Origin of the sequence: Paenibacillus allorhizosphaerae, assembly GCF_042659105.1 — a bacterium.
Lineage (GTDB): Bacteria > Bacillota > Bacilli > Paenibacillales > NBRC-103111 > Paenibacillus_G > Paenibacillus_G allorhizosphaerae.
Window position 1 is genome coordinate 388,510 of the sequence record NZ_JBHSRV010000003.1, and the last position, 15,498, is coordinate 404,007.

A 15,498-nucleotide genomic window follows, 5' to 3' on the forward strand; every position below is an offset into this window, starting at 1 on the left:
ACATATCATTTATACTTTTCGGCTTTTTTACCCAACCGATAGAGCAGATGGATATACCGCCTTGGATGATCATTTCGTGGGAACCCTGTCTTTTTCCGTAATAACATGCAGCTGTTTGCCGTCCGAAACGATCAAAATATTGCCGTTCAGCGCAGTCGAATACACGTCTCCCTGCTTTTCATAGCGCTTCAATATATCCAGGCTGCTGAAAATATTGTTGCTCAGCACGGTTACTTTCGGCGATACCGTATTGACGAACGGAGGCGAGGAAGACGTCGTGTGTCCATGGTGCGGCGCATGTACAAAATCCGCTTTCAGCTGATCCCCGTATAATTCGATAAGTTCCGCTTCCCTGTCCTTGTAAATGTTCCCCCGGGAACAGAAACGAAGTATCCTTGTACGTCATTTTGACGACGAGAGAATAAAAGTTGATGGTCGCGTCATCATTCGTTTTGATCACGTCGTTCAATGCCTCTTTCTTCGGGCTAAGCACCTCGAACTTTACATCGCCGCCAAGCTCGAACTTATCTCCCGCCGCCAATACTTTCTGCGGAATGTTCTTCCTCTCGATCTGTTCGATCGTATTGCGGTATTGAGCGGACGCATTATTATCAAAGCTTTGGCGGTAATAAGCTTTAGCCTCCTTCGTTTTCAGTACTTCGGCAAAGCCGCCCAGATGGTCGGGGTGAGGATGCGTATTGTATAAGATGTCAAGGTCCTTAATGCCGAGTTTGTCCAAGTATCGGACCACTTGATTCCCTACATTGGCGAAACCGCCATCCATCAGCATCGCCTTTCCGTCCGGCGTTATAATCAGATAGCTGTCGCCCGCCGATACCTTCGGATCTTTCAGATGAAAATACCGGAGCTGCAGCTTCCCTTTATATTTCTCCTTGTCGAACACTTCATTTGTCCGAAGCGTCGGCAATTCGTCTTTACTCTGCTCGTGCTGCAGCGGCGCTGCCACCCGCTTCGGCTCCGGATTGACATGCGAGCAAGCGGCCGCAAACAGTAGAGCGCTTACCGTTCCAATGCCTATCATGTTCAGTCCGTGCTTTCTAATCTGTCCCTTCACGCGTTCATCCTCCTGTATAATTCCATAATTTCACAGGTATACGTAGATCTGACTGAATTAGGACACATTATAGCGATGTTCCCGAACAAATCATATAATTTTTCGGTTATTGCGTTATATTTTTCGGCTATTTCCGTAAAACATTTTGAATTAGTTGGCAGTGACAAGTATAACCCACCGTATTCTTCTTTCCCCTGCATTCGCATAAAGCCGAAATATATAACAGTTCCTCCGAATAAATATATAACTTACATGTAGCCTTCGTTATAATTCAACATGAAATCTCCAAAATATATAGATGAATCCCTCATCTGAGAAAAGAAAGGTGAATCTCCCATGCCGATTTCATTTCCAAAAATTAGCGAAGAACAGCGCATTCGGCGCTTGCTGCCACCGTCAGGCAAAGTAAATATGGTACTGGATACGGATACGTTTAACGAAATCGACGACCAATTTGCGATCGTTTACACGCTGCTGTCCAAAGACAAGATCGATCTGCAAGCGATTTATGCTGCTCCGTTCTTCAATCACTTGTCCAAAAGTGCCAAGGACGGGATGGACAAAAGTTATGATGAAATGATACGTATATTGCACAAAATGAACGTGCCAGACGAGGGCTTCGCCTTTCGCGGGTCCGAAAGCTTCCTGCCATCGGCCGACCGGCCGGTAGACAGTCCGGCGGTTCGCGATTTGATCACGCGCGCCATGGCGGCTCCTGACGACGAACCTTTATATGTCGTTGCGATCGGGGCAATTACGAACGTCGCTTCGGCCATCCTGCTCGAACCCCGAATTATTGAAAAAATCGTCGTCGTCTGGCTGGGGGGACATCGTCTGGACTGGCGGCATACAAAAGAATTCAACCTGAAGCAAGATGTTCTCGCCGCTCAAATCTTGTTCGATTGCGGCGTGCCGCTCGTACTTGTCCCTTGTACAGGCGTCGCGTCCCACCTGCTCACGACGCTTCCCGAAGTGGAACGATATGTAAAAGGCAAAGGGGCGATCGGGGATTTTCTGGCGGAGCGTTACGAAGCTTGCAGCAGTGACCATTTTGGATATTCCCGCGTCATCTGGGATATCTCCGTCATTGCATGGCTGGTCAATCCGGCCAGCGTACCGACCGCGCTTGTCCATAGTCCGATCCTGACGGATCAGGTCACCTGGAGTCACGACACATCGAGGCATCTGATTCGCTGCGCCGATTACGTGCATCGGGACGCGATTTTCAAAGATTTCTTCCGCAAGCTTGAACAATATGCGATCACCGCTTCGCAGGCGGCCCAATAAGAGGGCCGCGCATCGTTGTCGTCGGCAGCTTAAATATGGACCTCGTCCTCTCGATGCAAGCGATGCCGAAAACCTTTTGCGATCCAAGCCTCCCGCACATTGCAAGCCTAAAAAGACGGTTCCTGATTGCATCAGGTGCCGTCTCTCTTCTTTTTATTGATTCTCCTGAATCCATTTGTTAGCCCTCTCTACTATCGACAAGATTTATTAATCCGTTAATGACGAAGTATCAACGCGGAGCGCAATTTGAAAAAGTTGAATGATTTTAGCATGTTTTCTTGGATATTTAAATGATTTATGGAAAATAATAACTTCATCGAAAATATGCACAAGGCAGGGACTCCCTTGAATAATCAACAAGGCACCATCGGCTTCATTCCTTTATATTCCACCATGATCCTTGCGATCGGATTAATGAACCACGTAATGGTCATCCCTCCGTTGATCGCAGAAGCCCAGAGAGACGCTTGGATCAGCGTACTGGTGATGATCGTTCCGTTCTTGCTGTGGACCTTCATCCTCTACTGCATCATGAAGCAAACGAGCCAGCAGCCCATCATTCCATGGTTTCAGCAGCGATTCGGAACGATCGTAGGCGTGGCGATTCGACTCTTTTTTCTCGTTTATCTTTTTTTCATCAGTGTGCTGACGTTAAAAGATACCGTGTTGTGGACGCATGTCTCTTACTTGCCCCGCACTCCACAGCTCGTGCTATCCATTTCAATGTTGCTGTTATGCTTTTATGGCGCACGCTACGGCTTGCAGGCGATTGCCATCACATCAGGGTTTCTTTTGCCCTTTGTCATCATCTTTGGAGATTTCGTAATGAGCTCCAACCTTCCGGTCAAAGATTATTCCTTGCTCACGCCGATCTTTGAACAAGGGATGACGCCCGCATTGCGAGGAAGCCTGTACGTAGGCGGCGGACTCGCCGAGCTGATCTTGCTGCTGCTGTTTCAGCAACATTTGAAATGTAAAGTGCGGCTTTGGTCGCTTTGGGTAATGTTACTATTTCTCATGGTGTTGGTATTGGGACCGGCGACAGGAGCCATCGCGGAATTCGGTCCTTATGAAGCGGCGGCACTTCGATACCCTGCTTTCGAAGAATGGCGTCTCGTCAAGGTAGGAAAATACATACAGCATGTCGATTTTTTATCCATTTATCAATGGCTATCGGGGGCTTTTGTCCGCATCTCCATCGCGTTGTATCTCATGCTCGAATTGCTAAGTACCGGAACGAACAAGAAAAGCAAATTGTACATTTTAGTTTCTCTGTCAGCCATCAACGTTGTGGTCGTGGCGCTGCCGATAAGCGATATGCAGTATTTGATCTTTCTGAAACAGATTTACTTGCCGGGCTCGTTGTGGGCCGTCACGGCCATGCTCCTCATTATGTTTACGATGGTTCTCTTTTCAAAAAAAGTCCAAAGGTGAGAGGCATGAAATTTAATCGGCTTTTGCAATGGTTCTTTAGTCAGGAGAAAGACATCGTCCGCCCGGCTGCTCCCCCTTCTTTGCCTGAAAACCATATTTGGACAGCCGAAGGCATTCGAAATTTATTCCGCGCATCGGCAGACTTCAAAATGGATAAATACGAATTGGGCAATGCGGAGCACCTGGAACCCGTATATATGTTATATTGCGAGGGAATGGCAGAAACCAAACAAATCAATCAATTCGTGCTTCCGCTGCTGGAACATATCATCGACGAGGAGAAGCTCAGCTTTGCCCTGCAGCATAAGCTGGACGTGGATCCTATCCATAAACCGATGGACATCGTACAAGCCGTATTCTCAGGTCAGCTTGTTCTTTACTTTGAAACGATGAATGAAGTGTATTCCCTTGATCTGGCCGATCCTCCCAACCGAAAGCCGGAAGAATCGAACACCGAGCTTTCGATCAAAGGGCCGCGAGACGGTTTTGTGGAAGATTTGCTATCCAATGTTGCGCTGGTACGCAAACGGCTGCGCAGCTCTTCTCTTTGCTATGAACAGTTTATTATCGGAAAACGAAGCAATAGTAAAGTAGCTCTGCTATATATGGAAGATATTACGCAGCCGCGTTTCGTGAACGAAGCAAGAAAAAGATTGCAGCATATCGATATTGACATTTTGTACAGCAGCAGTCAGCTGGAAGAAATACTATCGGATTACTCCCTGTCCATGTTCCCTTTGCTCGACTATACGACACGCCCCGATTACGTTGTCGATTCCCTGGTTCGGGGCAGATTCGCCGTTATCGTCGACGGGGCTCCGATCGCTATCATCGGCCCGGCCAATTTAACGCTGTTGTTGAGATCTCCGGAGGATGCTTACTTACCTTTTTATATCAGCACCTTTGGGCTGTTGTTCCGGTTTGCCGGTCTCTTTACATCACTGCTGCTCCCGGGCTTTTGGGCCGCGCTGGCCTCCTACAACGTGGAACAACTCCCTTACCCGCTGCTCGCCACAATTGCGGTATCCAGAATTGGTCTTCCTTTGCCTTCGCCTCTGGAAGCTTTTCTCATGTTGGGCATGTTTGAGTTATTCCGCGAGGCCGGCGAGAGACTGCCCAAGGCGGTGGGGACGACGGTGGCGGTGGTTGGGGGCATAATCGTCGGCGATGCCGCCATTCGGGCGGGACTCGCTTCAACGACGTTTCTCGTCATTGCAGCCGTCACGGCCGTTGCCAGCTTTACGCTGGTCAATCAATCGCTGGTCGGGACCGTCAGCATCATCCGGTTATTTATTCTTCTCTGTGCTTCCGTGCTTGGCATGTTCGGCTTTATGCTATCGAGCATAGGCGTCGTTCTTTATTTATCCAAGCTTCAGTCATTCGGGGTACCCTATCTGTCACCGATATCGCCGATCAATTGGCATGACTTTTTCTCCGCGATTATCCGAAAGCCTTGGTATTTGAAAAAAAGGCGGGCAGATATATTGCAAGCGATCGATTCTACCAGGAAAGAAGATGGCAGCTAATGTTCCGGCTTTGGAAATCCGCCGTCGCCTTGTTGTTGGTACCATTGCTAATGACGGGATGCTGGGATATCAAACACGTTCAGGATATCAACTACGTGGCAGCGATTGGAATTGATTACGCCGATGGGAAGTATCACGTTTATGTACAGATGCTGGACTTTTCTTCCGTAGCCAAGATGGAGACGGGCAAACCGACCGCGCCGGTCCCGGTATGGATAGGGAAAGGGTCGGGCGATAACCCGCTCCATGCGCTCGACGATTTATACCAGACCTCTCAACTTCGCATTTTTTACGGTCAGGTCAATGCGGTGGTAGTGAGCGAAAGTTTAATTAAAAAAGGAATCGACGACTTCGAAGAAATGCTTCGCCGTCATTTTGAGCTGCGGTATACACCATGGGTTTTCGGCTCTTCCATGCCCATCGATCAATTGTTTGCCGTAACCGCTTTTTTTAATCTTTCGCCTCTGATTACGCTGCTGCATCAGCCGCGGGAAAGCTACAAACAAAATTCGGTTATCGCTCCGATCAGCATGCGGGAGTTTTATGCCAGCTACAGAGAACCGGGCAAAACAACGCAGCTCCCTTCTCTCACCATAACCGATCAATATTGGAAACGCGATAAGAAAGCACAAGATGTACTACAAATAAGCGGCATCTATGTGTTACAAAATAAAAAATTTAAAGGATGGATCGAAAAAAATCGGATTCCCGGGCTTCGCTGGGTCGATCCCCGCACAAGGCGGGCCCCGCTGATCATTCAAGCGGAAGGAAAGGCCCAAGTGGGCATCGCATTGGAATCTCCTAAAGTAGAAATCACATTTCATACAACCAATGATCTCGTCACCTACGGGATCGAGGTTATGTTTGAAGGTCAAATCCTGTATAACACCAAATCGTATCCAGAAGCCATGATTGAACAAGAAGCAGCGGAACGGGTGCGCATGGAGATTGTACAGACTTACCAGGAAGGATTGAAAGACAAAGCAGACTTGCTTCAATTGGAACATGCGCTATACCGCAAAAAAAACCGCGAATGGAAAAAGCTCCATGAGCGGAATGGTATCACGCTAAAGCCGGATTCACTTAAAGACGTCCGCGTGACCGTGAAATTAAACAACTCGGGTAAAATAAAAAATTAACCTTTCCACAAGACGGCGAAAAAACACGTCCAATGGAAAGGTTATTCATCGTACAAGGTATCGCGTTACTTTTTACTATCGGTAGCGATCATTTGCGTGATCTTCTCGTCGGCCTCGCGAAGCGCGGTATTAATATCTTTTTTCCCGTCAACGACTTCGGCGAAGCTGTTGCGAAGATGCGCAACGCCTTTCGTGTAGTGAACCGAGAACGGCGGGCTTTGAGCCGGCTTGCTCTTGAATATGCTGGGCAATTGTTTCCCGCTCAGGTGCGGCATGGCGGAGCCGAACGCCTGATTGAATTTGGGATCTTTCAGAGCGGAGACGCGGCCGGTTTCTTTCGTGCTGATCAGTTGGACATCATCGGAGAAAAGCACTTCAAGCACCCGCATCGCGTCATCCTTGTTCTTGCTCGTCTTCGTAATGAGAATCGTATGCATATCGAACATGCCGTACACGTTCGGACGTTCCGAGTAACTCGGATACTGCGCTACGTCCCATTTGAATCCGGGATCGTTCCGCAGCTTGTCGAACATATTAACCGTAGTGATCATCGCGACGTTTTTCTCTTTAATAAAAATGTCGGAAGCGTTTTGCGAAAGCGTTTTCGGCTTATTATTCGGAATCGCATAGATCCGGTTAGTCACATCGAACACCCGCTTGTACGGATCAGTGTTCACATTCGATTTTTGCGTTTTCGCATCGACCACGTTCAGCGACATCGGGAACAGCATCCGCGTGACCGATTCCGGATCCAATCCCCGGTACGTTACGCCGCCGTCTTCCCGGGACAGCTGTCTGCCCAGCTCGATCGCGTTGTCCCATGTCATGCCGTCTTTCGGATAGGGGACGCCGAATTTGTCAAAGATGTCCTTATTGTAGTACAGCGCGTTGAACTGGACGTTGTACGGCAGCGCGATCAGTTCTTTTTTGTCCGAAGTTTCGCGAATCGTATCCAGCGCGCCCTGATCGAAGCGCCCCAGATCGAAGTTATGTTTTTTGGCCAGAGGCGTTATGTCCTCGTACAGGTTGAGATCGGCATAGCTCGGGAGCGTGCCGTTCCAGATCGTGACCAGGTCCATGACTTCCCCGGAAGCAACATAGTCCGGCAGCCATTTCGCGGAATCTTTCTTGATCATTTCCACCGTAATATGCGGATATTTTTTCTTGACCGGCTCGACGATCAGCTTGTTGAAATCTTCGTCCGTCACTAGCTGATTCGGAAACAATCGGATTGTAACCGGTTTCAGGTCTTCCGCCTTCGGAGGCTTGCTGTCCGCAGCGTTATTCGGCATTTTCCCTCCGGCGCCGCCGCATGCGGCGAGCATCGAGCTGATCAACGTCATGGCAATCGTTACTTTTAGTTTTGTATTCATTTTGTATGACCTCCTCTTTTTGATCCAATCATCTCTTTGTATCCGCTTGCGCGGCCGCGTCTTGAACGGCGTGCCGAATCGTCTCGAGTGCGAGCCGGACATCCGCAGCAAGGGCTGCTTCATCCGGCCGAAAACGCGACACGTCGTACGGGTTGGAAGCCGTCGGCATAAACTCCATCGTAACCGGGCCCTGGTAGCCGAGCGCTTGCAGCGTCCGCATCACCGATGCCCAATCGGTTTGCCCTCTCCCTGCCGCCTCCCGCGTATTGTCGGCGATGTGCACGTGAATCAGATGTTCGGCCGAATCCTTCAAGCTCTGACAGATGTTCCTTTCCTCGATATTCATATGGAACAAATCCGCCATCAGCTTGACGTGGGGGCTGCCGACCTCCTTCACGAGCCGCGTCGCTTCATCAAGCTTGTTGATGAGATGCGTCTCATAGCGGTTCAACGCTTCGACGGCGATGCGGACTCCGCGCTGCGAAGCGTACGCTCCAGCCTCCCGCAAACTGGCTGCGGCGTAACCCCACTCCGCTTCCCGGGTCGATTCCGGCGCCAGCTTGCCGACTGGCGACGGAACGACGATGACGTGAGACGCCCCCACATCGGACGCAAGATCGATGCAAGCCCTCACATAGGCTATGCCTTGCTCCCGCTTCCGCGATTCGGAGCTGCTCAAATCCCGCTCCGATGTATAGATGCCGCAGATGGATGTGCAGCCCAATCCGTACACGCCGAGTAAACGCTTTAACTCCGGGACATGAAGCCGGTCCGGCTCGCCGGTCAGCTCAATGCCTTCATATCCCGCGTCCCTCAATCTTGCAAGCGTACGCTCCAAAGGCTCGTCGCCGAATATCCATTGGGTCGCGCTGTAAGTGAACATGAAGAGCTCCTCCTCTTTAACCGACCGGCTGATCCGGGTCAAGCAGCTCCCAGTTGTCCGGCGCGTCGCCGAAATCCGGAATATCCATCATGACGCCGTCGCGCAGCGCGGATTCGTGAGCAATTAAGCCTGGCGCGCAATATTTGGCGGCTTCCCACACGTGAACCGGCGGCAGCTTTCCGGTAAATACGGCTTTGATGAAATCGTCGACCAAAAATTGATGCGAGCCCAAATGACCGTTGCGCAGACCCGTAAATTCCTTTGGCAGCCGGTGAACCGGATGAATCGGCGAGAACAAGCTGTTGAAGTCTTTTTGCAGAACCTCATGGAGATGTTCGTCGCTTTTCGGAACATGGTTTCTCGCGCAGTGCAGCAGCTCCGACAAATCGACGATTTTATTGTGCGCAAGCTCCGTCCAATATTGCCCGCCGCTATTCTCCTCGAAGCTGCCTTCTGTACCGAAAATGCTGACCGGATTGCTGCTCGAACGCCCCCACCAGCCGACTCGGCGGAACTCGTTGATCCGGACCATGCCGCCGTCGGAAGAACGCATGAGCGCCGTTTGATTGCTGTACGGGTTATTCCACAGATTGCCGCCTTCGGTAAAAATGCCGTCCTCATGCCGGTCGCGGTATCCGAGACAGCTCACCTGTGACATGCGCGCTCCGGTGACGGAGATAATCATGCTGGTCGAGTGCGTGGGATAGAACATAGGCGGAAAGCCCGCCACCTTCTTCCAGTCCTTCCCGCCCGTATGCTGGAATGCCTGGTAAAAGCCGTGCGACATATCGTGCAAATAGGCGGCCTCGCCGTAGACGAAGTGTCCGAAGTCCCCCTTGCGGAAACGGTCGCGGCAATATATCGTGTGTGGGTAGTAATAGCATGTCTCTCCGTTCATATACACGAGTCGCGTGTCTTCCACGACTTTCACGACATCGGCGATTTCCTCGATCGTCGATGCGATCGGGACGGCGCAATACACGTGCTTTCCCGCTTTGAGCGCTTGAATCGAGAGCGGACCGTGCAGATGGCGCTGCGCAAAGATGGCTATCGCATCCACATCGCTTGCGCATAATTCATCGTGGGATTTGCACGTTCTTGCAATCCCGTATTTGGCGGCGACCTGTTCCAACCGGTCCGGCAGCAGGTCCGCAAGCACCACTTCGCTTACGAGCGGATGTGCCTTGAACAGCGGTATGAACGCCTCGGCAAACGATCCCGCGCCGCATATTCCAATTTTCATCATTTTCAGTTCCCCCTGTAGTTCCGTGTCTGTGTTCGACCATTCATTCAAGTAATGATCGTGTGCTGAGAGCTTATCCCCATTTTACCCGGCGGATAGGCATCGCTCCGGCAGCTCCACCGAGCGCTTTCATGATCCGAATCTGTCTTTATTCTAAAAAATGACCGAGCGGTTTTACATACCTTGAATTGATTAGAGCATATCCTCAGTTTCCATATTCGCTGCAAAATGGTAGTGGCAGAACGGACGGCGGATGATATAATGACGTTAATCAATCATACCACCCATGGAGGCAGACCGGTAATGGCGCAGCATTTGCTGTCGGACTATGTTCCAACCATCACGTATTACGATTATTGGGAACGAAAAGAAAAGTTTTTGCTGTACGAAGACGTGTATCAGGATTGGGCGCTGCTCGCCATCGAAGAAGGCATTATTTACTACGAAATTCAAGAACATAAGGGTACCGCGGCATATGGCGACTTGCTCATTTGTCCGCCGGGCGTGAAGCTATACCGGGTCGTGGTCGAACCGGTCAGCTTCCATTTCATCCGGCTCATTTGGAAGCATGAGAAAAACGATACCGCCGATCCGGCCAAACTGTTCCCCGCCGGAAAAATAACGCTGAAAAACACGGAGCGGCTTGCGGCTAATTACGCTTGCCTGCGAAGCATCCCATCCGTTTCGACATTGTCCCAGAGCAACCGCAAAAATCATTATGTCCGCGATCTATGGTACACGTTCTGTTCGGAGGAAGAGCCGGCCGAGACGGCGCCCGTCCTGTACCGGGGCCGCAAGCCGGACAGCCTGATGAAGCTTGCTGAAAAACGTATTCGGCACAACGCGTACGAATCCTTCGAGCTTCGCGTCATTGCCGAAGAATTGGAAGTAAGCCCCGCGCAGCTGACTAAACGGTTCAAGGCCTGCTTCGGTCTGACGCCGACGGAATATTTGACCCACCTGCGGCTCGAGAAAGCCCGTTCGCTGCTGCTCGGCTCGCTGCTGACGCTCGATCAGATTGCGCAGTGCGTCGGCTACGAGAACGGCTTTTATTTAAGCCGTATATTCACCAAGCATTTTCAAATGCCGCCGAACGAATACCGCAAGAAAAACCGCATGTAGCGAACAAGCTTGAACAGGACTCCCCGATGCCAAAGTTACTTCCCGCCTCGAATCGTGTAGTCTCGCCCGGGCTCCAGACGGAAACGGAAGGAGCCCGTTTTCTCTTGGTGGACGCAAGCCGCCGCCTGTCCCGATACATTGTCCTCTACGCGCAGCGTCTGCGGATTCCAGCCCTCCTGCTCGTGCCTGACCCGGGACACGGAGCTTCCGTCCGCATGTTGATGCGTGTAGCAATTGCCTCGTTCCGCAACCGGATACGCTTCGGCATAACAGGCGTCTTCCTCGCGATCATAGGATACGACAACCCCCTGACCGCCGATGAATACCGGAATTTTCGACGGAGGCATCGGATAGCCGTGCAGCGTAACCGGGCCTTGGAATCGTTCGCCCGTCTCGTAATCGATCCATATGCCTGCGGGTAAATAAATATCGCGTGACTGCGCCGTATCGAAATCGTTGCCGAAGAGCGGAGCGGCCAGCATGGAAGGCCCCAGCATCCATTCATACTGCCGGGTGTGCCGGTTGATCAAGTCATATGTCGCCGCATCGTCCGGATAAGCGATGTGAAGCGGCGTCATCGCAAGCGGATAACCGGTATGGTACGACTCCAGAACGGCGCTGTAAATGTAAGGCGCGTAACGGTTATGCCAGTCCGCCGCCTTTTTAACACATTGCTCGTAATGCGGGTGGTTCATCTCCCACGGCTTACGCCCTAGCGACATACCGGGCGTGACAGCATTGAACATGGCGTTGCGCACAAAGTAATTTTGGTAGCTCGGCAGCGACGGGTCCGTCTTCGGCGTCCCGCCGGTAATGTCCGGATACAAGTTGGACGCGCCGGAAGCGGCAATGTTGAGCAAATTGATCGGCACCCGGTCCTGGTCAAAATGATACCCTTCCCCGGTCCCGAAATACGTATCGTTAATCCTTAGCAAATCCCCGGGAACCCCGTACGCCGAGTTACGGACGATGACGCAGTAGTTCTCGTCCATCAGCGCCGCATTCAACTGGTTCCAGTTGCCGTCCGCGTAATGCTTCGTGTAGAGCATCGCATCCTCTTTAAAGCCCTGTGCTTCCCATAGCGCCGCCTTTGATACGAACCAGTCAAGCGCCTCCGGATTGCGGCTGTCCAGCACGTACACCGTTCCGGCCGGAAATTGGGCGTTCGTGATGCGCAATAGCGAACCGTCGGCATGCTTCAGAAGATAGCCTCTTTGTATTGCTTCTTCTGCGAACGGACCGTTATAGACCGGGTGGTTGAAGCCGCCGTCCGCTTCCGGCGCTTTCACATGATTGCGGAGACCGAGAATGAGCTTGATGCCCCGTTCGGCGAAAAACGATTTCAGGCGGTTCACGTCCGGGAACCTCGGGTTGGCCAAGCCGTCCGTACGCCCCTCCTCGAACGCGTCGTCCCAGATGCCGAAGCTCGTCGTCGTCCCTTCGTACGTCCCCTTCCGGTCTCCTTTCCAGAAGCCGGAGCCGATGACGCCCCAAGCCAGCTCGTAGCCGCGTTCCAAATATTGCCGCAGCGCCTCTTCCACTTCCGTCTGGTACGAATTCCAGCCGAGCGAGCCGTATGCTTCCCAGCCGACGCGGAACATCTCGTATTTCGGCTTCTTGTCGGGATAGCCTTCCGCTATGCGTACGTTTCGGTAATCGCTGTAAATCTCGCGCATCGTGCCGGTGAAATAGTACAAGCTGCCGATGCGTGCCACGTTGGATGCGCCGAGCTTATTTTCCTTTTCCGTGAAAGCGACCCGTTTGGCCCCCTCCTCGAACAAAACTTGCGCAAACCGGTGTGCCGGATAGACGGTAAAATTCGATAAAAACCGCATGTTCGTGCCTTGATTAACCATATCGCTGCGGTGATAGCCGAACAAGTTCGCCCGGTCGCGGGCTTGAACGTCCAGCTTGCCTCTGGCCGGAGGCTGTTCCGTAGGCACGGTATCGATCAAGGAGCCGTAATCCCCGAGGCCGTACACCGGTGACATCGGCGCTGTTCTTACATCGATCGTATAAGCTCCCGGCAGGCTGGGAGTAATATCGAAACGGACATACCTGCCGCCGAACGCAAGCCTTACGTCAGCTTCTTGTCCCTCCGTATTTTCAACGAGCAGATGAAGCGCCTCTTCGTTCCAGTCCATGACTTTCGTGTGTGTGGCGTCGTACAGCCGCTTGCCTTCCTTATCGGAAAAGCGGAGGCCCGACACCGCATGGGGTTCGACCTGATAGCCGCATGCCGGCTGACGAAATCCGAAGCGGAACCCCTTTTTGCAGATCGTCATCGTAAACGATTTTGTGGTAATGATGATTTGTTCGCCCCGCTCTTCAAACCGGTACAACGGCAGACGAACGGACGGATTATCGATTGCCATGGTTTCTCTACTCCTTTTGTACGGGCGGGCGTTTACGTGACCGCAACCACCTGATCGCCGATCCGCGCCGTCCTTTGTTCCCCGATAATCCGGTTGCCGGAGATGGATACATTCCGGCTGGCCGTCAGTTCAATCGCATGCACAGCGGCGCGATGCTTCGGATAGTGGTCCGTCGTTTCGATCACGTTATTCGTAAAGATAAGACCGTCGACCGAGTAGCCTTTGACCAAAGCTAGCTCATAGGTCCGGAACCGGTTGCCTTCGATGCGAATATTCCGGTGATAACATGCCGGCAGCGTCTCCGGCGCCTGAATGACCGGATCGATGTCTATGACCGCTTTGCCCCAATGCGGATAGCAGTAGTTGCAGTCCAGAAACGTATTGCTGCGGATCGTGACGTCCTGCACCGCTCCCGATTCGTACCACGAGTTCGCATCGCCGGATATTTTAATGCCTGCGCCGGGAGCGCTGATCGTGTTATGTTCGAGCAGCACCTTGCCGGGGCTCGTGATCAGGAAGCCCCGGGCGCGATTCGCGCGTACCGTGCAATGATGCACGATCAAATCCGGCGACCATGTGATGTTCTCCGCCAAATCCCGCACGGCAACACCCGGGGGGATTGGCTTATCGAACGTGACCAGCCAGTAATGCCGGTTGACGGGTTCGACCTGTTTCACCGTCGATTGCGCATAAGGAGCGAACGTCGCCGCGCTAACGAAACGGAGCGCATCGCCGGGCCCGATCACGCGGACGCCGGTCTGTTGAAAATGATTCAGCTTCAACAGCAGCGTATCGTCGGCAATTTGCTCTTCAATCGATAAATAAATGCCGTGAACGTTGCACGGATCGTCCATTTGATTTTCGAACAGACAGTTTTCGATCCGGATCGTGCCCCGGCAGTACACAAAGTGGGTCGCATCGGCTCGCGTCGTGAACAAACGCGTGCTTCCCGGCTTGCGCTTCACGCAGAACGCATCCAAATGAATATCGGTCGTACGCTGGGCGATCACCCCCATGCCGAAGGCGTGGTACATATCGACGGACTCCACCCGAACGTCCTCGCTATCCTTGATGAAGATGCCCGCCGCATTCCGTTTTCCGCATTGAAAAACGAGCTCGCTGCCAATCGCGGGCTTTCTTTTCATGGAACCGGAATGGCGCACGAGGCCCGGGGCAATTTCATCGACGGAAATGGGCGCGTAATGCCCGTAATTTAACCAGTCTCCGCTTTGATACGCGGGAGCGCACGTTTGCGGATCCATCTCGATGATGCCCTTGACCCGTTCCGTCCATCCTTCGCCGTGGAAATGCAGCTTCCGGTCGATAATTTCGTAGGTGTACTGCGGCGGAACCTGGACATCGAAGAAATCGTCGCCGACGCTCGTGACCGTACCTTGCGAGAGAAGCGGCCGCTCCCAGTCGACACTGAAGCGCATGAGCGTAACATGCTGCGATTCGTCGATCACGAATGGGGTTAGCACGCCATGGAAAATAAACTCCGAGCCTTGCCCGTCCACCGTCAAATGCTGAAAGCCGAGGAGCGGAAAGACGATATGCCGCGTCTGCTCCTGATCGTGATTCGAAATATAGTAGTGCCGTTCCACGGCACGTTCAGGCCAAAAGTGATAGCGGCCTTTCGGAAACACAAGCTTCGGCCGTTCGACCTCCCGACAATATTGCAATGCCCGATATACGGCTAGCGTGCAATCTTGATCGGAGCCGTCAAGGCCGCCGCTCAAGCCGAACGATTCCATCGAAACGATCGTTTGGGTCTGCATGGACAAGCAGCATCCTTTCCTTTATGGTAACTTTTACTATCTGTGCTTCCGGCTTCCCGGCATAATTTCATTGTAAAAGAACCGCAATCATACGCACATAGCCTCGTTTTGATAAAGCATATCCTTAATTTCCTATATCCTGAGTCGAGAGCAAAGTCTGGCGCTGCGCAGCAATCGGGGGTCGCTCGGAAGGCAGCGAGGTACCGAATCGTCAACCGGTATCTTTGAAGCTTCGACCGTTTATTACATTTGCAATGGGACGA

Annotated in this window: 12 protein-coding genes; 5 read left to right on the forward strand and 7 right to left on the reverse strand. The window is 52.2% G+C overall.

The features are described 5' to 3' along the window. Positions 1-69: 69 nt before the first annotated feature. Both ACFQI7_RS14995 and ACFQI7_RS15000 read right to left on the reverse strand, forming a co-directional pair. Entirely contained in the window at positions 70-192 is a 123-nt protein-coding gene (locus ACFQI7_RS14995; RefSeq protein ID WP_268966809.1) for a hypothetical protein, read from the reverse strand. Beyond that, positions 179-1,075: an MBL fold metallo-hydrolase gene (locus ACFQI7_RS15000; protein WP_218097724.1), complete on the reverse strand. Its 897-nt coding sequence runs from the start codon at positions 1,073-1,075 to the stop codon at positions 179-181. Before ACFQI7_RS15000 ends, ACFQI7_RS14995 begins: the two co-directional genes overlap by 14 nt. Before the next feature lie 336 nt (positions 1,076-1,411). Here ACFQI7_RS15000 and ACFQI7_RS15005 point away from each other — a divergent pair, with 336 nt between their 5' ends. From ACFQI7_RS15005 to ACFQI7_RS15020, 4 genes are all read left to right on the forward strand, one after another. Next, complete coding sequence (locus ACFQI7_RS15005; RefSeq protein ID WP_218097725.1) at positions 1,412-2,362, forward strand: nucleoside hydrolase; 951 nt, start codon at positions 1,412-1,414, stop codon at positions 2,360-2,362. 345 nt (positions 2,363-2,707) lie between these two features. Next, the gene (locus tag ACFQI7_RS15010; protein ID WP_218097726.1) at positions 2,708-3,796 is read left to right on the forward strand and encodes a GerAB/ArcD/ProY family transporter; all 1,089 of its coding nucleotides are present in this window, start codon (positions 2,708-2,710) and stop codon (positions 3,794-3,796) included. 5 nt (positions 3,797-3,801) lie between these two features. Beyond that, positions 3,802-5,322, forward strand: coding sequence for a spore germination protein (locus ACFQI7_RS15015; protein WP_218097727.1), 1,521 nt, complete (start codon positions 3,802-3,804; stop codon positions 5,320-5,322). After that, positions 5,322-6,461, forward strand: a complete 1,140-nt coding sequence (locus tag ACFQI7_RS15020) for a Ger(x)C family spore germination protein (protein WP_218097728.1) — start codon at positions 5,322-5,324, stop codon at positions 6,459-6,461. Before ACFQI7_RS15015 ends, ACFQI7_RS15020 begins: the two co-directional genes overlap by 1 nt. Before the next feature lie 65 nt (positions 6,462-6,526). Here the strand turns inward: ACFQI7_RS15020 and ACFQI7_RS15025 are convergent, their stop codons facing one another. From ACFQI7_RS15025 to ACFQI7_RS15035, 3 genes are read right to left on the reverse strand one after another with little or no spacing between them, the layout of a single operon-like run. Next, a complete protein-coding gene (locus tag ACFQI7_RS15025; RefSeq protein ID WP_218097729.1) occupies positions 6,527-7,834 on the reverse strand; it encodes an ABC transporter substrate-binding protein in 1,308 nt (435 codons plus the stop codon). Between the two features lie 28 nt (positions 7,835-7,862). Beyond that, positions 7,863-8,717: a sugar phosphate isomerase/epimerase family protein gene (locus ACFQI7_RS15030; protein ID WP_218097730.1), complete on the reverse strand. Its 855-nt coding sequence runs from the start codon at positions 8,715-8,717 to the stop codon at positions 7,863-7,865. Positions 8,718-8,733: 16 nt separating this feature from the next. After that, a complete protein-coding gene (locus ACFQI7_RS15035) occupies positions 8,734-9,963 on the reverse strand; it encodes a Gfo/Idh/MocA family protein (RefSeq protein ID WP_218097731.1) in 1,230 nt (409 codons plus the stop codon). 300 nt (positions 9,964-10,263) lie between these two features. On the opposite strand from ACFQI7_RS15035, the gene ACFQI7_RS15040 reads away from it, so the two are divergent. Beyond that, positions 10,264-11,082: a helix-turn-helix domain-containing protein gene (locus ACFQI7_RS15040; protein WP_377517033.1), complete on the forward strand. Its 819-nt coding sequence runs from the start codon at positions 10,264-10,266 to the stop codon at positions 11,080-11,082. Positions 11,083-11,117: 35 nt separating this feature from the next. On the opposite strand, the gene ACFQI7_RS15045 is transcribed toward ACFQI7_RS15040, so the two are convergent. After that, complete coding sequence (locus ACFQI7_RS15045) at positions 11,118-13,457, reverse strand: TIM-barrel domain-containing protein (RefSeq protein WP_218097733.1); 2,340 nt, start codon at positions 13,455-13,457, stop codon at positions 11,118-11,120. A 32-nt stretch (positions 13,458-13,489) separates the two neighbouring features. Then, on the reverse strand, positions 13,490-15,235 hold the full coding sequence (locus ACFQI7_RS15050) for a right-handed parallel beta-helix repeat-containing protein (RefSeq protein ID WP_218097734.1): 1,746 nt from the start codon (positions 15,233-15,235) through the stop codon (positions 13,490-13,492). Between the last annotated feature and the right edge of the window lie 263 nt (positions 15,236-15,498).